Below are 16,205 nucleotides of genomic sequence, written 5' to 3' on the forward strand. Positions count from 1 at the left end.
AAATAATAGTATAATATGAGAACTGTTGAAAGTATAGTCTATAAAGAATTGTGAATTTGTAGTATAATGAAAATAGATAATATACGATTTGGAATATGGAACGAGTTCTCAATAAAAAGAGGGTCGTTCCATATCTATGTACTTAGAAGAGAATTATTTTCAGAGGGAGCATTTTATGAATTTCAAAAGAACTATTGGCATCTATATGCTTGTATTTTTAGTAAGTATTGTTATGGTTATCTTACAAATTAACTTTTATATAGCGTTAACGACAATTATTATGATAGTGTTCTTTGGACTAATATTCCCTTTTTTAAGCATCGTTTTTTGGGAAAAGGATATATACAAGATAGAAAAATTCCTGATCGATAATAAAAAGAATCCTAATTACCAACTTTTCTATGCATTAGCAAATAACATTGATGAAGAAGTAGAAGAGGTTATTGGCAAATTGTTGAGCAAGTATAAAGCTAAAAACAAGCAAGCATTATTTAAAGTGATTTATGCATTATACAAAAAAGAGATACTGAGTGCAAAACATGAAGTCGAACATATTAAACCAGTTAATTATATGAAATATTATAAATCGATAGTTTTGGTAGAAGAAGGAGAAATAAATGAAGCAAGGCAGTTAATTGAGCAAGTTCCAATTCCTTGGATGAAAAGTGCTCTTCTAGCTGAAATAGAGAATAGATTAAAAAACCGTGATGAGGCAAAGCGTTTTGCAAAAGAAGCACTTGAGCAGGCAAAAGGTTTACAGAAGTATATTCTGTATAAAACTTATCAAAGAGAGTTTGAAATAATGTAATAGTCAGTAGTATGAGTCAGGTCTATGTGTCTGTTTTAACTCTTTTTTACGATCGAAGGTCCAACCCGAGTAAGTACCAAGACGCTTGGTAGCTGACAGGCAACTGGTGGAGAGGTAATCTAAAATGGTATAATTAGATAAAATATTCATGGATGAGATGAATATCAACATGAATACTGCTAAGGAACGATTGCTTAAAATCATTGATGAAATTACTGAGTAGAATAATTCAGGAACATCCGGGAGTGGTGAGATGAAAGTAACAATTGAAGATATAGCCAAAGAGGCAAATGTCTCAATCGCAACAGTATCAAGAGTCATTAATAATACAAAAGCGGTTAGTCCAGAGTTAAGACAGAGAGTATATGATGTCATTCAAAAAAGAAATTTTAAGCCCAATGCGTTAGCTAAGGGTTTAATCACTAATAAAACACACATCATTGGTATCGTGGTCCCTGATATCTCTAATTCTATTTTTGGTGCACTGACAAAGGGGATTAATAGTGTATGTGAACAAAAAGGATATACGCTAATGGTTTGTGATTCAGGTGGCCAAAAGGAAAAAGAATTAGAATTATTAGAGATTTTGACAGATAAAAAAGTCGATGGTCTTTTGTTTGCTGGGGTAGAAATAAATGGTTCATTGGTAAAAGAAATGAAAAATAAAGATTATCCCATTGTATTGGTCACTCAAGAAGCGGCTGATGGTGACGAAGAAATTAAGACAGTCATTCATGATAATGTGAAGGCTACATATGATGCGGTTTCTTTTTTAATTAAAAATGGTCATAAAAAGATAGCATTAATAGGTGGTCCAGAAAATGATTTCTCTTCAGGTCAAAAACGTTTAAAAGGATTTCGACTAGCTTTAGAGGAACATAAGATTGACGTTCCAGATTCGTATATTGAACATGGGGATTTTTCTTTTAACTCAGGATTCAGATGTATGAAGAAGATTTATGAGGAAAATAGTGTATTACCGACAGCTGTTATGGTGTGTAACGATGTTATGGCGATTGCAGCTATACGCTTTTTGGAAGGTGCAAACATGAATGTACCTGGTGATATTTCCATCATGGGATTTGATGATTCAGAATATGCCAATTACTTTAGTCCTGAACTATCGACCGTACGGATCTCATATTTCGATGAGGGTGAAAAGGCAGCAAAAACGCTTTTTAAATTAATAGATAACAAGCATACAAATATACCAACAACTCAGTTTATTCCTCATAAAATTATCAGAAGAAACAGTGTAAGGAGAGTATAAGGGTTTAATTTTTTTATTAATATAGGAAAACCTTTTCCTAGTGCTTTCATTCATATAATAATAGTATTTAAGAAATTAATTGTGAAGAAAATATAGTTCATTTAGTAACAATCGTATTACTTATTCGTAGCAACTATTGATTTTTGCTCAAAAAATAGCATATAATTTTAATTAATCAGGAAAACCTTTTCCTAATATCTTAGAATTCAACTTTTAGTCTTTAACTGAGAGGCTGTGATAAATTAAAGCATTGAAGCTCTGGAGAAATTTGCATGATTTTTAACTTCTAAGGAAAAAATAGTTTAAGAAAAACTATAAAACATGAAATCAAATCCATGGTCAAAAGTTGAGGGATTATGATGTTTAATTTTAATGAAAAAATGGACTTGCAACATAAAAGCAATGATATCCTAACAATAGGAGAACTCCTCATTGATATGATATCGGAAGAGTACGATGACACCTTTGAGTGTCAAACATATAATAAGTTTTTTGGTGGTTCTCCTTCAAATATCGCCATAAACACCAAAAGATTAGGGATTAACTCATTAGTCGCATCAGCCGTTGGGCATGATGGACTTGGAAATTTTTTAATCAAGCAATTGGAAAAAGTTCAAATTGATACAAGGTGTATTCAAAAGGTTGATTATTCGACAAGTTTGGTAGTCGTCACGAAAAGTAAATTAACACCGATCCCTATTTTTTATAGAGGAGCAGACTACCATCTAGAATATACTTCCCAACTTGAGGAAGCGATAAGAAACTCGAAGATTATTCATTTTTCTTGTTGGCCTATTTCGATGCCGCAAGCAAGGCGTACGATTGAGAAATGTATAGAGGAAGCGAGAGTCAATAATGGTTTAGTGTGTTTTGATCCAAATTATCATCCGATGCTATGGGAAAAGGGCGAAGATGGACTAGAATATGTGAAATCGTTTATTGGAAAAGTCGATATTGTGAAGCTTCTGAAGTTGATGCAGAACGCATTTTTGGTCAGGATAGTTATGAAAATCATATTGAGAAGTTTTTAGCACTAGGAGCAAAGCTTGTCATTATGACGCTTGGGAAAGACGGGGCGTTAGTTTCAAATGGGAAAGAAACGATTAAATTTAATACACTTGCTGAAGAAGTAATGGATACGACAGGTGCAGGAGATGCCTTTTGGTCAGGATTTTATACTGCAATCGTTAAAGGATATACCATTAAGGATGCTTTACGTATTGGATTCGCAGTGAGTGCTTTTAAGTTGAGATTCATTGGGGCAGTGGTGGATTTACCAACAATTGAAGAAATTAAAGAAATCTATAGTTTGTAAGGAGTCGAGAGTATGGAGCTAAAAAATCAAGTACAGCTTATCACTTATCCAGATTCACTTGGAGGAAATTTAAATACGTTAAATAATGTGCTTCTAAAGCATTTTTCAGATATTTTTAAAGGTGGAATTCACATTTTACCACCGTTCCCATCTTCAGGTGATCGGGGGTTTGCTCCATTAACATACTTAGAAATCGATCCACAACATGGGACTTGGGAGGATATTCAAAAAATCGGAAAAAATCATGATGTGTTAGTGGATTTAATGGTTAACCATATTTCGAGACAATCTTCTTATTTTCAAGACTTCCTCAAAAAAGGGCGAAATTCAGAGTATGCGGATTTGTTTATTACTTTAGATAAGTTGTGGGAAGACGGACAGCCAAAGCAAGAAGACATTGATAAAATGTTCCTAAGAAGAGAAGTGCCGTATTCAACCTTCACGATTGAAGAAACGGGTGAAGAAGAGTCGGTGTGGACCACATTTGGAAAAACAAATCCTTCAGAACAGATTGATTTAGACGTCAAATCACAGCAAGTAAAAGACTTGTTAACGGAATTCTTCGTGAATTTTAGCAATAATGGCGTGAAAATTGTTAGATTAGATGCCGTTGGATACATCATTAAAAAGCTTGGTACGAGTTGCTTTTTTGTGGAACCAGAAATCTATCAGTTCCTGGATTGGATCAAGGAGTTAGCGGATTCTTTAGATATTGAATTATTGCCTGAAGTTCATTCTCATTATTCGATTCAATACAAGTTAGCAGACCGTGGATTTTGGATTTATGATTTTATCCTTCCGTATACCGTGCTAGATACAATGATTAATAAATCTAGTGTGAAACTGTATGAGTATTTAAAAAATCGACCTGAAAAACAATTCACTATGCTTGATTGTCACGATGGTATCCCTGTGAAACCAGATATGGACGGATTAATTGATACGAAAGAAGCAAGAAAATTAGTGGATATTTGTTTAGAAAGAGGTTCAAACTTGAGCCTTGTTTTATCAGATGAACATAAAGCAGAGGACGGTTTTGATGTTCATCAAATTAGATGTTCATATTACTCAGTTTTAAATTGTGATGATGACGCCTATTTAGCAGCAAGAGCGATCCAACTCTTCGTACCTGGTATCCCACAAGTTTATTATGTCGGTCTTCTAGCAGGAGAAAATGACGTTGAAAATGTAGAGAAGACAGGTGAAGGCCGTGAAATTAACAGACATAACTTCAGCCTCGAAGAAATCGAAGAATCATTACAAAAAGACGTTGTGCAAAGACAATTAGAACTCATCAGATTCAGAAATGAACACCCAGCATTTAATGGTGAATTTAAGGTTCAGAACTCTGCAAGTGATGAAGTCCGCTTGGCTTGGGAAAAGGATGACACGTATTGTCAGTTGTTTATTGATTTAAATAGTGGTAAATCCGTGATTGAGTATACTGATGGTGATGGGAAGATTGTTAAGTATACGGTTTAATGGGTTTGGGAAGTGCGGGGATGGTTCTGGCGCTTCCTTTTTTTCGTATTGTGGAATAAACTTGGTATGCAATGATTTTTTGATTATATTCTTTGTGGAGGGTAGACATAAAATGGTCAAGCAACTGAATAAGGTAGATAAATTAATTATTGTAATTCACGAAATTTATGGGATTAATCAACATATGACGAATTTTTGCGAAAGATTAACAGAAGAGGGCTTTGATGTTATCTGTCCGAACTTACTAAAACATGAGCAAACTTTCGATTATTCCGAAGAGGAGATTGCCTATCAAAATTTTATAAAGAATGTTGGGTTCACTGATGCTGTATATAAAATAAAAAATGTATTAGTAAGTATTAAAAAGGAGTACAAAAAAATATATATTATTGGATTTAGTATAGGAGCAACTGTTGCTTGGTTGTGTAGTGAGGAAGATGATCTTGATGGGATAGTAGGATATTATGGTTCAAGAATTAGGGATTTCAAAGACATAGTTCCATCAAGTCCCACAATTCTATTCTTTCCGCAAAAAGAACAGTCCTTTGATGTTAATGAATTAATTTCTAATCTTGATAAAAGTAATACAGAAATTCATAAATTTAATGGAGAACATGGGTTTAGCGACCCATACTCTCCTAAGTATAATGAAAAATCAGCGGAAGGCGCTTTCGATAAAATGCTCGACTTTATTAGGAAACATTGATTGAGAACTGAAGTGATTCAACTAAAGAGATGCTAATCTTCAAGAAGGAGATTGGCTTTTTTCTGTTGTAGTAAAGAGTAGAATACAGCCTCCACTATGATTGATTCGACACCAATAACAGTAGAGGGACTTGGGGTGGCTGGCAAATTTCATGCTTTCTGTTTTTTCATAACATAAGATTCCATACTTCTATCGATATCAGCCAAGATTTTTACAAGCACATCCATTGGATGTGTAAAGTCTGATTCTACCCATCTACTAATGATGGCAAGGCAACCTTGCACATGATATCGTACATTGTATTTCAATTCTTCACTCACTTCAGAAATTCCCCATTCCTTACACCAAGTTACAATACATTTCTCTTCGAATAAACTGTTCAGGCGAATCAGAAAGCGCCCCTCCCCCTTTGTACCAAATAGCATGCGGCATAATTGCTTATTCTCAATAATGTACTCAAATAATATTGTGTAAAATTTGATGGGGGGTTTTGAATAGTTCTGCATAATTATATCATTCAGCTCTTCAACAACTGCATTCTCCATTTGCTCATATAGATCATAGATATCCATATAATGAGCATAGAATGTTGCTCTGTGAATATCCACTTTATCGGTTAGTTCCCGGACTGTAATGTTCCGAAGGTTTTTATCAACCATCAATTCAGTAAGTCCATTTCGCAATGCCCTTTTTGTTTTTCTTACCCGTCTATCATCATTTTCCATACCCATAAAATATTCACCTTTTTCTCAGACATCTTATTCTAAATGTGTCGTTTATCAGACATTAACAAATGTAATTGTATATAGAAAAACGACTTGTGTTCAATTATGATACATATATACAGATAAATCAACTGTTGTCGTCTTTCAAAGCACTTTGGAAAATTGCTAATTAGAATTAAGGAGGATAAAGATGATTAATTATAGAAGAGCTAAGCTGGATGAATTAAAAGATATCGCTAGAATGAGTGCATTGGCATTTGGAGAGTATCCTTTATGCGATGAAATTCGAAGCAATTTAACGATATGGATAGTTTTACAAATTTTATGAGTGACGTATATCTTGTTTATATAAAAACTTATAGTAAGAACAATGAGTGTTTTGTTGGTGAGGAGAATGGAAAAATTAAAAGTGTTGCAATGATAGCGCGCCCTCATAGCCCCGATATTAATTTATTGGATTATTTCCGCTCAGGAGCATTCAAACTATTGAAAAAGATCAGTCTTCTTCCTAAGCTTCTGAAATTTTTAGATGTTCTTGAAGAAGGGCACAAGCCTTGCAACGGGATAAAAGAGCATTCTTGGATGCTTGAATTTCTGGCAGTAGATAAATTTTGTAAGGGTCAGCAACTGGGAACTAAAATGCTTAATGAATGTGTTATACCCTATATTATGAATCAAAGCTGTGGTACTAAGCCGGTGACATTTATCACATTTACTAATACGGAGATTAATAGTAGGTTTTACCTCAAAAACGGTTTTACTGAATTTGATTACACAACGATACAGAGAAATGGTAAGGAAATTGGTAATTGGAGTTTCAGAATGACCATAAACCCTGCTTGACAGGCATGTAAAACTTTCAAACAGGTGTAAATAACTCAGCTCGCAAATAAAAAGTCGAGTAATAATTTACATAATATTACAAGTGTTAACATGGCATCAAAATAAGATCGTTGTATAACATATTTCAATTGGCTTGAAGTAACTCAAGCTGGGCTTGTTGTGCAATCTGTTAAGTACTGAAATTCAAGGGCCTTAAACATCGCAATCCATAAGAAATATAGATGAAGATGTATTGATATAATGAAATTACAAATCATGAAGCGACAGTAGCGTAAGTTCTTGGAGAAAAATAAATGTATAGATGTCGTTAAAAAAGACAAGGAGGATTTCTCATGAAAAATATTATTCCTGTTCTTTGGTTTGAGAAGGATGGAGAAAAGGCGGCGGAGTTTTATACTTCTGTTTTTCCGAAAAGCAAGCTAAAAGGAGCTACCTATGGACCGGATGGAAAGGTTATTACCATGGATTTTGAGATTGGTGGTGTGGATTTGGGTATTCTTAATGGAGGAGCCAACTTTGAGAAAAATCCGTCCATCTCCTTTACGGTTTATCTGGAGTCAAAAGAGGAAATCGATGCCGTCTGGAAGGCATTATCGAATGAAGGCAAGGTTCTGATGCCTCTCAAAAGCTACGAATTCAGTGAATACTACGGATGGGTACAAGACGCCTACAGTGTTAGCTGGCAATTGACCTATGGGAAAAACATGGACTCCATGGTGGTACCAAGTCTCCTATTTACAAAGGACCATTATGGACAGGCTGAGGAGGCTATTGGGAGATACACATCGATCTTTGAGGGAAGTCGAATCCATGATCTTTACCATTATGGAGAGGATCAGTTGACCAACCATAAAGAGGCATTGATGTATGGAGCTTTTCAACTGGGAGATCAAAAGTTTATTGCCATGGACAGTGGTCTGGATCACGAATATACCTTTAACGAAGGCATCTCATTGATGGTGTTATGCGACAGCCAGGAAGAGATTGATCAATTGTGGGATACTCTTTCCGCAGTACCTCATGCGGAGCAGTGCGGTTGGTTAAAAGATCAATTTGGTGTTTCCTGGCAAATTGTTCCCCGGGTATTAAATGAATATCTTAGAGACGAGGATAAAGATCGGGCGAATCGGGTCATGGATCTTGTTTTAAAGATGAAAAAGCTTGAGATCGGGCCATTGAAGGCAGCGTATACCGGAGAGGAATAAAAGAAGTATGTTCTTGTAATATTTACAATGAGAGCGTTATTGGAAGAAGAAATATTATCATTTAAAGGAGAATGATGAAAATGGTAAACATTGAGCACTTACAAACAATCAATGTGCCTGCATCAAAGGTATATGAAGCGTTAACCACTACCAAGGGGCTTTCGGAAATATGGACTAATGAACTAACCGTTAATGATGAGATTGGATCGATTAACGAATTTCGATTCGGAAGAAATGATCTGACAAAGATGCGCATCGAAGAACTGATAACAAACAAGAGGGTTGTGTGGTATTGTGTTGACTCTGATCCGGAATGGATCGATACAATAGTCTCCTTTGAGATTGAAGAAAGTGGAGGGAAATCATCGATTACATTAAAGCATCTAAATTGGAGAGAACTTACTCCCTTTTACCGCTTTTGCAACTATAATTGGGGCATTTTTCTCTACAGCCTTAAAATGTACTGTGAGGAGGGAGAGGGACTCCCTTATCAGAAACGCAAGTTTTAGTCCTTTATAAAATAGGAAAGGATATTTAAAAGCGAAAAAAGAAAAAAAGTTATCTGAGGATTTAACAAAGGCGAGCGAAAGTAGCTTAGATTTTTGGGATAATGATGTAGATGATGAGGTTTGGAATGATGTATAAACAAAATAAACAACAATTAAATCTAGAATAGAAGGGCTGCGATGGCAGTCCTTTTTGGGTGTAAAGAGGAGGTTTATTAATGCGTAGTAATAGTAGAAATTATCTAAGTATAGAAGAGATTATTTCTTTACCAACCTTATCAGGTACAAACATAAGTGATGATGGTAAAAATGTAGCATTTGTCAAGAGGACAACGAACTGGAAAGAAAATAAATATAGTAATCACATATGGATATATGAAAAAGACAAGGGGCAATGTTATCCATTAACAACTGGAGATGTAGATTGTACACACCCATTATGGTCTCCAGATTCTAGACATATTGCATACCTTAGTTCAGTTGGTGACGGGGAAAATAAGAAAAATCAGATTTTTGTTAGGTCAATTGATAGGGAGAGTAGGGTTCAAATTACTAATGAGAAAGAAGGGGTAAGTGAATTCAAATGGGAGCCTACTGGCAAGGGCTTTTATTATGTTGCTCAGTCAAAAGAATCTGAAACAATAAAGAAACGCAAGGAACTATATGGAGATTTCCATCATATAGACAAGGAGTACCAGAATCATTGTTTATTTTATATTAAATTAGAAAAAGGGATGATACCAAAATCCAATGATAAATTGGAGTACCCAGAAGGTTCTAGTAGTGATGGTAAGAATAAATATGAAAACGAAAATAGAGTTGCGTATCAACTAACTGATGGTAAAAATTTTCATATCCATGAATTTGATATCTCAAATGATGGGAAAAAGGTTGTATTCATGACTACCCCAACCCCAAATATAGACGATGATCCGAATGGAGATCTATACATATTAGATATTAAAGCTGGAGAGTTACATAAGATTAATACAAATAAGTTATTGGAGGGAAGTGTTTGTTTTTCTCCTGATGGTACCAAAATATGTTATAGAGCAAGCATAAGGGAAAAGGATTACTATAAGACCAATATAAAAGACAGTACGCTAGAGATATGTGATATTCATAGTGGAGAGCTAATTCAACCCTTAGCAGATTTTGATAGCACTGTTATTCCAATACGATGGACAGCTAAAGGGATTTTAATGAAATGGCAGGATAAAACTAATTATCTTATTGGCTTACTTTCTGAGGATGGCAATGTAGAGATGCTAAGTGAAAAAATAGATTGCTGTATAATAGATGCTTCTATAACAGGGGATGGAAATCATATATCATATAATAAGGCTACATCAAATGAAATCTTTGAAGTCTATTTAGATGATAAAAAAATATCAAACGAGAATAGCATTTTTGAGAGGAAACTTAAAAGTAACAGGGAAATAATCTCATGGAAAAGTAGTGATGGTCTTGAAATAGAAGGGGTACTGTCAACCCCGATAGAATTTGATTCAAATAAAAGATACCCTTTATTGGTAGTAATCCATGGTGGGCCAACGTGGGCATCTTTCCCAATACCTTCAGTCTGTTTCGAAGAAAAATATCCTATTGAGCAGTTTGTTGAAAAGGGCTTTATCGTTTTAGAACCAAACTACAGGGGAAGTTCAGGATATGGTAATGAATTCTTAAAAGCAAACTATAGAAAACTGGGAATTGGTGACTACGATGATGTTATATCTGGAGTGGATAGACTAGTTGACAAGGGTATTGCAGATAAGGATAGAGTAGGGGTTATGGGATGGAGCCAAGGGGGATATATATCAGCCTTCTGTTCTACATTTAGTGATAGATTTAAGGCTATATCAGTTGGAGGTGGAATTAGTAATTGGAGTACCCATTATGTAAATACAGATATGCATTACTATATTAGGACGTATTTAGGAAATGATCCATGGAATGATCCAGAGATATATGCTCACACTTCACCAATGACATATATTAAATCAGCCTGTACTCCCACATTGATCCAACATGGTGAAACGGATGCAAGAGTTCCAGCTACAAATGCATATGAGCTATATCAAGGACTAAGGGATATGGATGTTGATACAGAACTAGTTATATTTAAAGGAATGGGGCATAGTTCTGACCAGCCAGGAATTAATGTAGCTATTATGAAGCAGAATTTGATGTGGTTTTCACACTATATTCTTGGAGAAAGTATGAAAGATTTTAGGGTGTTATGATTAAAAAATGAATATCTTCATAGGAAACAGTGTACCATAGGAGCAAGTATCACATCATAGAGAATTGCTTAACCTATATCTAAAATATTAAATAAAGAGCATTAATTAAATAAGGATCGAAATTAGGAGGGAAATTTTTCTTCAATATTTGAATCAATGAACCTAAAGTAGGGTAGAAATATTCCCAATAATGAAATAGTACAAATGATCGAGCCAATTAGTAAGTACAGGGGGCGTGTCCCCCATAATTCCCCCAGAAAGCTACCTATAATCACACCTAAGGGCATAGCACCTCTAATAATGAATAGTCGAACTGAGGAAACCTTTCCCATTAAGTGGTTGGGCACGGTTTGTTGAAATATTGTTATATTTTGCACACTAAAAAACGCCATCGCAATTCCAGCGATAATCTCCGTAAAAATGGCAAAAATGATGCTGTTATTAATGCTTAACGAGATAAATGTTAGACCACCAATTACTAAAGCACCCATCATAATGATTCTACGACTTTTATATGTCACTCTTCCAACTAACATTGAACCGATTACATATCCAAATGGAAAACTTGCCATAAAGTATCCATATTCAGAATAACTCCCTGATAATTCTTCAGTTATATAAGGGAGAGTTATTACCATGGTAACCCCTACCCCAAATTGTACAAAAGCTAAGAAAATTCCTAGCCAAACGATAATTGGTTGTTTGAAGAAATAGGATATACCTTCTACGAACTGTTCCATCCAAGTTTTCCGTATATCCTGTGTCACTTTTGTTTCTTTTATAAATAGCAATAATGTTCCACTTATAATAAGAATGGTACTAACAAAAATAAATGTTGGTGTAACACCAATGTATTCTACAACGAAACCACCTAATATTGGAGCTAGGAAAGTCATTAGTCTTACTGTGCCATCAATATAAGCATTTGCAGAGCTTAATTGTTCTTTTATCACAATAGTTGGAGTAATTGCTTGGTTAGCAGGTGTATAGATTGGAGTTATTAACCCTACTATTATTTGAACCGTATATATATGCCACGGTTCGAGGTTTCCCAAAAGCAATGCCAAGAGTGGTATTAAGAATATCAGCCCTCTAGTCCATTGGGATAATATCATGGTCCACTTTCGGCTCCATCTATCAATAAATGGACCAATGAACAATTGCAGAATTAGAGACGGTATAAAATAAAGTAACCACATACTCCCTAATGCCATTGTAGAATTTGTAAGTTGATAGATAAGGATTGAGTTGCAAAAAGTACCAAAAGCACCTCCTAATTCGGAGACACCGTTACCAATCCATACAAAAACAAATGAACGATTTTTTAAAATGCTATTACTCACAGCCATCCCTCTTTAATATTCATTACTTATTTAAGAAAAGGTTTAATTCTTTAGCTAAAAATTCAAGAGCTTTCTTTTTAAGTGAATACTTCGATTCGTTGATTTCAACTAATTTAGCTGCCCTAAGAATCTTGAGGTGATGATGAATGGTAGACTTAGCGATATTTAATTGATTCGTGATCTCCTGTAAGGCTCGATCTTCTTCGTACAATAGTTTGACGATTCTCATACGAACCTCATCGCCTAACGCCTTATGTTTAAGTACCAAAAAGTTGTTTGGAGCATATCGATCATTAGGAGAAATACTTTCATTTGCTATTGGATAGTAAAACACTTTTGTATCCTCTATATCTGCTTCTATATTCCAAGGCCGATAGATATATTGAGGGATCAACAGCACATTACTCACACTTGGTTCGGGTAAATAAGTGAGCCCTCCAGTTGACCATTCAACTAGTTCTTCGGGAGTCATTTTTTCTAGCATCTCTTTTTTTGTATCATAATCAGTTCGTAAGATCGTATCTAGTTTCTCAGACTCTTTCTTTATAACAGTTTCATACCAGCCTCTCATCACACTAATCAGATGTTTTTTTAGATTGTCAGTATTTGAATGACTTATGAATTCAATATAGCTAGGAAAAAATGGATTATTTCTTGTTAAAAATTTCAATTCCCTAATAGCTGATTTCTCACCAAGAGCAGCTTGATATCTAATATCTTGGAATTCCATTCCTATAAAAGGTAAACAAACAAATTTGATATCATTGTCAGGTATATCCTGTATGTATGAAGTGAACTCCGATATGTCAGAAAATCTCCTTTTGTGTAGCAATTGAAGTATCGCTTTCCAGGTATTGTTCCTTTCTACATAATCCAATTGTTCTAGTAATTCATTCGATAAAGAACTTTTAATGTCTTTCCAATAATCAAGTGACTTTTCTAATGTTTTAAGTAGTGGAGTATTGGTAATCGCAGCTATTCCTAAAGCACACTCCCATAATATTGAGTATTCAAGTTGTATCTTGTAAGTCTCCCTCTTCCTACTTGTAAGATTTAAAACTTCCAAATTTAACACCTCGTTTTTTGAGATTTTCACCTATCTAATATTCTATAACTATCAAACTTTTTATTCAATATTTTTAGAACGAAAGAACTGAAGTTCATTTTGATTTAGTTTCACGGGTTTATACTTCTACAAAATTAGCTTGCGATCGAATCTTTCAAAAGCTTCAGGCTGCTGTTTAATATTTCTCGATCTTAGACATGAACTTTGTGTCAGTTAAGAATAAATATCATTCAACGTTGACATACATACAGAATGTATGTAAAAATAAAGGAAAAAGGAGAGTGTTACTATATGAAAATTAGCAGTGTATATCCTGTTATCATGACAGATAAAGTGAGAGAAGTTGCAGATTTTTATATCTCTATTTTCAATTTTGAAACAACCTTTAATTCAGATTGGTATATAAGTCTTGTTCTTAAGCAGGAAGACAAACAGTTTGAACTGGCTATTCTTGATTATCAGCATGAAACAATACCAGAAGTATATCGGAAAAAGGCTGGCGGATTTTTGATCAATCTTGAAGTTGAAAATGCCATGGAATTGTACGAAGCATTGGTTAAGGAAAACAAAGTTAGCATAGTGAAAAACCTAAAGGATGAGGACTTTGGGCAGAGACATTTCATAATAACGGATCCGGCAGGCATACTCATTGATGTTATTGAGAATATTCCACCAACAGAGGAATTCTTGAAAATGTATCAATTGGAGGATTAACATGAAAAATCAGGAGCAGTCAGAGTTGACAAAAGCCAGAATATTAGAGGTGGCTTATAAAGAATTCTCTCAAAAGGGCTATGCAAATGTTGCTTTAGAAGAAATCGTTCAACAAACAAATTTGACCAGAGGAGCAATATATCATCACTTCAAAAGTAAGAAAGGGCTATTTCAAGCTGTAGTGGAAGAACTACAGAAAAATGTAGCTAATGAGGTAGAGAAAGCAGCAATTCTTCATGAGGATAACTGGCAGGCATTAATTGATGGTTCAATGGCGTTTATTCGCACGATGCTTAACGAGGAATACCGTAGAATACTTATTGTAGATGCTCCAACTGTACTAGGGTGGAATATGTGGGAAGAAATTGATGATAAGCATTCTGAGAGACATCTGAAAGACCATCTCACTAGAATGCATGAGATGGGAGAGTTAAAGGATATTTCTATTGATGCTTTATCTTCAATCCTTTCCGGCTCCATGAATGAAGCAGTTATGTGGATTGGAAAGAAAAAAGACATAGACACTGCAATTAATGAAGCAAGTGTAATAATAGAGCACATACTCCGCGCATTTAGGAGAAATGGTATTGATGGCTCAAAAATTGAATGAGGGATGATTGTTATTTAGCTGCCCATATTTCAATTTCTAATTGTATATCTTCTAATCCTAAGGCATTTACATAAGCAACGGTCATTGAGGGGGAAGGCTTACCAAAAAAGCCATCATATACATTATAAAAGTAATCCCAGTCAATTTTTTCTGTTGACCATATATTAACCTTAATCACATTATCCGGTGTTAAATCTATACTCTTCAACAAATTTGATATATTTAAAAAGGTATTGTCTACTTGTTGATTGAATTGTTTTGGAAAATTTCCATCTAAATCTGCTCCGACTTGACCAGAAAATGTGTAAAATGTTGCATTAGGCTCTATTTTTGTTATGTGAGTATAATTACCTACTGCTTTACTTACTCCTGAAGAATCTAATCTACTAACTACATTACTCATTATATATAGTCCTTTCTGTATTGGGATGGTAAAATTTCGATCACGATGCACGATGTAATTGTCCATATAACACAAGTATACATGTAAATGTAAAATTTTTGAATAATAAGCTACAGCCCCTCGCTGGAAACGAAACTCCGGCAAGGGGGATATGATCAGGACCAAGTTCTTAAGTTTTTCTATATGATTTCTCGGTTTCACAACCCACTAGATACGTCTTATTCAGAAAAAGATAAGAAAACGATTGTAGAATTAGCAAATAAGTACGATGTGTATCTAGTTGAGGACGATTATTTGGTGGATTTAGAAAGCAATAACAAAAGGCTACCTGCTTTTTATTATGATGATAATGGCAGGGTTATTTATATTAAAAGCTTTTCCAAAACTTTTATGCCTGGTATTAGGATAGGAGCAGCAGTTATAAATGAAGAACTAAAAAAACAGTTTTTAATTCATAAAAGATGTACAGACCTCAATACTTCCGTATTGGCTCAGGGAGCCTTGGAGATTTTTATTCATAGTGGTATGTATAAAAAGCACATTGTTAAGGTGAAATCAGAATATAGAAAAAAGATGAACTATGTAAGAGGGATTTTAGGGAAATTCAGCGGGAATGGAGTTGATTTTTACGTTCCCGAAACTGGTATATTCGTTTGGTTTAGACTTCCAGATCATGTGCAGCTAAATTCCCTAGTTAATAACCTTAAATGTAAAAATGTTTGGATCAGTCAAGGCTCAGATTATTTTATAAATAATGTGTTACCAGAAAAAGCTTTTAGGATATGCATCTCAAATTCATCGCTAGAGGATATAAAAACTGGCATGACACATATTAAGAAAGAAATAAAAAAAGCAATGACTTAAGGATGGTTCGTCAAGTGGGGGAGATGGAGACATTTGGTTTTTTAGGGTCAAATGAAGATGGAGTAATACTTTTAAGTTCTGATATTGGAGCTAACGTTGGAT

Annotated in this window: 16 protein-coding genes and 1 pseudogene; 13 read left to right on the forward strand and 4 right to left on the reverse strand. The window is 34.6% G+C overall.

Annotated features, from left to right (window positions below):
• Positions 1 to 136 precede the first annotated feature (136 nt).
• The 5 genes and pseudogenes from JCM10596_RS14600 (at position 137) to JCM10596_RS14620 (ending at position 5,581) form a co-directional block, all read left to right on the forward strand.
• On the forward strand, positions 137 to 808 hold the full coding sequence (locus tag JCM10596_RS14600; RefSeq protein ID WP_025027772.1) for a hypothetical protein: 672 nt from the start codon (positions 137 to 139) through the stop codon (positions 806 to 808).
• A 253-nt stretch (positions 809 to 1,061) separates the two neighbouring features.
• Entirely contained in the window at positions 1,062 to 2,078 is a 1,017-nt protein-coding gene (locus JCM10596_RS14605) for a LacI family DNA-binding transcriptional regulator (protein ID WP_025027773.1), read from the forward strand.
• Positions 2,079 to 2,515: 437 nt separating this feature from the next.
• Positions 2,516 to 3,393: pseudogene (locus tag JCM10596_RS25720) on the forward strand (carbohydrate kinase family protein).
• Between the two features lie 12 nt (positions 3,394 to 3,405).
• Entirely contained in the window at positions 3,406 to 4,875 is a 1,470-nt protein-coding gene (gtfA, locus tag JCM10596_RS14615) for a sucrose phosphorylase (protein ID WP_025027774.1), read from the forward strand.
• A gap of 112 nt (positions 4,876 to 4,987) precedes the next feature.
• Positions 4,988 to 5,581 carry a dienelactone hydrolase family protein gene (locus tag JCM10596_RS14620; RefSeq protein WP_025027775.1) on the forward strand — a complete coding sequence of 198 codons (594 nt, stop codon included), beginning with the start codon at positions 4,988 to 4,990 and terminating at the stop codon, positions 5,579 to 5,581.
• Between the two features lie 149 nt (positions 5,582 to 5,730).
• On the opposite strand, the gene JCM10596_RS25725 is transcribed toward JCM10596_RS14620, so the two are convergent.
• The gene (locus tag JCM10596_RS25725) at positions 5,731 to 6,312 is read right to left on the reverse strand and encodes a TetR/AcrR family transcriptional regulator (RefSeq protein ID WP_051541332.1); all 582 of its coding nucleotides are present in this window, start codon (positions 6,310 to 6,312) and stop codon (positions 5,731 to 5,733) included.
• Positions 6,313 to 6,496: 184 nt separating this feature from the next.
• Between JCM10596_RS25725 and JCM10596_RS29570 the strand changes: the two genes are divergently transcribed.
• The 5 genes from JCM10596_RS29570 to JCM10596_RS14650 all read left to right on the forward strand — a co-directional run bounded on the left by JCM10596_RS29570 (position 6,497) and on the right by JCM10596_RS14650 (position 11,103).
• Positions 6,497 to 6,634 carry a hypothetical protein gene (locus JCM10596_RS29570; protein WP_159102361.1) on the forward strand — a complete coding sequence of 46 codons (138 nt, stop codon included), beginning with the start codon at positions 6,497 to 6,499 and terminating at the stop codon, positions 6,632 to 6,634.
• A complete protein-coding gene (locus JCM10596_RS25730) occupies positions 6,610 to 7,149 on the forward strand; it encodes a GNAT family N-acetyltransferase (RefSeq protein WP_148302614.1) in 540 nt (179 codons plus the stop codon). Before JCM10596_RS29570 ends, JCM10596_RS25730 begins: the two co-directional genes overlap by 25 nt.
• Positions 7,150 to 7,481: 332 nt before the next feature.
• The gene (locus tag JCM10596_RS14640) at positions 7,482 to 8,354 is read left to right on the forward strand and encodes a VOC family protein (protein WP_025027778.1); all 873 of its coding nucleotides are present in this window, start codon (positions 7,482 to 7,484) and stop codon (positions 8,352 to 8,354) included.
• 80 nt (positions 8,355 to 8,434) lie between these two features.
• Complete coding sequence (locus JCM10596_RS14645) at positions 8,435 to 8,863, forward strand: SRPBCC family protein (RefSeq protein WP_025027779.1); 429 nt, start codon at positions 8,435 to 8,437, stop codon at positions 8,861 to 8,863.
• Positions 8,864 to 9,078: 215 nt separating this feature from the next.
• Positions 9,079 to 11,103, forward strand: a complete 2,025-nt coding sequence (locus JCM10596_RS14650) for a S9 family peptidase (RefSeq protein WP_025027780.1) — start codon at positions 9,079 to 9,081, stop codon at positions 11,101 to 11,103.
• Between the two features lie 122 nt (positions 11,104 to 11,225).
• Here the strand turns inward: JCM10596_RS14650 and JCM10596_RS14655 are convergent, their stop codons facing one another.
• Both JCM10596_RS14655 and JCM10596_RS14660 read right to left on the reverse strand, forming a co-directional pair.
• On the reverse strand, positions 11,226 to 12,446 hold the full coding sequence (locus JCM10596_RS14655) for an MFS transporter (RefSeq protein ID WP_025027781.1): 1,221 nt from the start codon (positions 12,444 to 12,446) through the stop codon (positions 11,226 to 11,228).
• A 22-nt stretch (positions 12,447 to 12,468) separates the two neighbouring features.
• Complete coding sequence (locus JCM10596_RS14660; protein WP_025027782.1) at positions 12,469 to 13,512, reverse strand: ArsR/SmtB family transcription factor; 1,044 nt, start codon at positions 13,510 to 13,512, stop codon at positions 12,469 to 12,471.
• 291 nt (positions 13,513 to 13,803) lie between these two features.
• Between JCM10596_RS14660 and JCM10596_RS14665 the strand changes: the two genes are divergently transcribed.
• Together JCM10596_RS14665 and JCM10596_RS14670 are read left to right on the forward strand one after the other, a co-directional pair.
• Entirely contained in the window at positions 13,804 to 14,226 is a 423-nt protein-coding gene (locus tag JCM10596_RS14665; protein WP_025027783.1) for a VOC family protein, read from the forward strand.
• A 1-nt stretch (position 14,227) separates the two neighbouring features.
• Positions 14,228 to 14,836: a TetR family C-terminal domain-containing protein gene (locus tag JCM10596_RS14670; protein ID WP_025027784.1), complete on the forward strand. Its 609-nt coding sequence runs from the start codon at positions 14,228 to 14,230 to the stop codon at positions 14,834 to 14,836.
• 10 nt (positions 14,837 to 14,846) lie between these two features.
• Here JCM10596_RS14670 and JCM10596_RS14675 read toward each other — a convergent pair whose 3' ends face one another.
• On the reverse strand, positions 14,847 to 15,239 hold the full coding sequence (locus JCM10596_RS14675; RefSeq protein ID WP_034681430.1) for a RidA family protein: 393 nt from the start codon (positions 15,237 to 15,239) through the stop codon (positions 14,847 to 14,849).
• Positions 15,240 to 15,422: 183 nt separating this feature from the next.
• Between JCM10596_RS14675 and JCM10596_RS14680 the strand changes: the two genes are divergently transcribed.
• Positions 15,423 to 16,103 (forward strand): aminotransferase class I/II-fold pyridoxal phosphate-dependent enzyme, encoded by a 681-nt coding sequence (locus JCM10596_RS14680; RefSeq protein WP_025027786.1) that lies wholly within the window; start codon positions 15,423 to 15,425, stop codon positions 16,101 to 16,103.
• Positions 16,104 to 16,205: the final 102 nt, after the last annotated feature.

This window comes from Caldalkalibacillus mannanilyticus JCM 10596, assembly GCF_000615945.1.
Classification (GTDB): domain Bacteria; phylum Bacillota; class Bacilli; order Caldalkalibacillales; family JCM-10596; genus Bacillus_AT; species Bacillus_AT mannanilyticus.

Bases quoted from the DNA above. Each gene is read 5' to 3' on its own strand.
- JCM10596_RS14670 (WP_025027784.1), top strand. From the start codon at position 14,228: ATGAAAAATCAGGAGCAGTCAGAGTTGACAAAAGCCAGAATATTAGAG.
- JCM10596_RS25725 (WP_051541332.1), bottom strand. From the start codon at position 6,312: ATGGGTATGGAAAATGATGATAGACGGGTAAGAAAAACAAAAAGGGCA.
- JCM10596_RS14605 (WP_025027773.1), top strand. From the start codon at position 1,062: ATGAAAGTAACAATTGAAGATATAGCCAAAGAGGCAAATGTCTCAATC.
- JCM10596_RS29570 (WP_159102361.1), top strand. From the start codon at position 6,497: ATGATTAATTATAGAAGAGCTAAGCTGGATGAATTAAAAGATATCGCT.
- JCM10596_RS25730 (WP_148302614.1), top strand. From the start codon at position 6,610: ATGGATAGTTTTACAAATTTTATGAGTGACGTATATCTTGTTTATATA.
- JCM10596_RS14680 (WP_025027786.1), top strand. From the start codon at position 15,423: ATGATTTCTCGGTTTCACAACCCACTAGATACGTCTTATTCAGAAAAA.
- gtfA (WP_025027774.1), top strand. From the start codon at position 3,406: ATGGAGCTAAAAAATCAAGTACAGCTTATCACTTATCCAGATTCACTT.
- JCM10596_RS14645 (WP_025027779.1), top strand. From the start codon at position 8,435: ATGGTAAACATTGAGCACTTACAAACAATCAATGTGCCTGCATCAAAG.
- JCM10596_RS14640 (WP_025027778.1), top strand. From the start codon at position 7,482: ATGAAAAATATTATTCCTGTTCTTTGGTTTGAGAAGGATGGAGAAAAG.
- JCM10596_RS14620 (WP_025027775.1), top strand. From the start codon at position 4,988: ATGGTCAAGCAACTGAATAAGGTAGATAAATTAATTATTGTAATTCAC.
- JCM10596_RS14675 (WP_034681430.1), bottom strand. From the start codon at position 15,239: ATGAGTAATGTAGTTAGTAGATTAGATTCTTCAGGAGTAAGTAAAGCA.
- JCM10596_RS14665 (WP_025027783.1), top strand. From the start codon at position 13,804: ATGAAAATTAGCAGTGTATATCCTGTTATCATGACAGATAAAGTGAGA.
- JCM10596_RS14600 (WP_025027772.1), top strand. From the start codon at position 137: ATGTACTTAGAAGAGAATTATTTTCAGAGGGAGCATTTTATGAATTTC.
- JCM10596_RS14650 (WP_025027780.1), top strand. From the start codon at position 9,079: ATGCGTAGTAATAGTAGAAATTATCTAAGTATAGAAGAGATTATTTCT.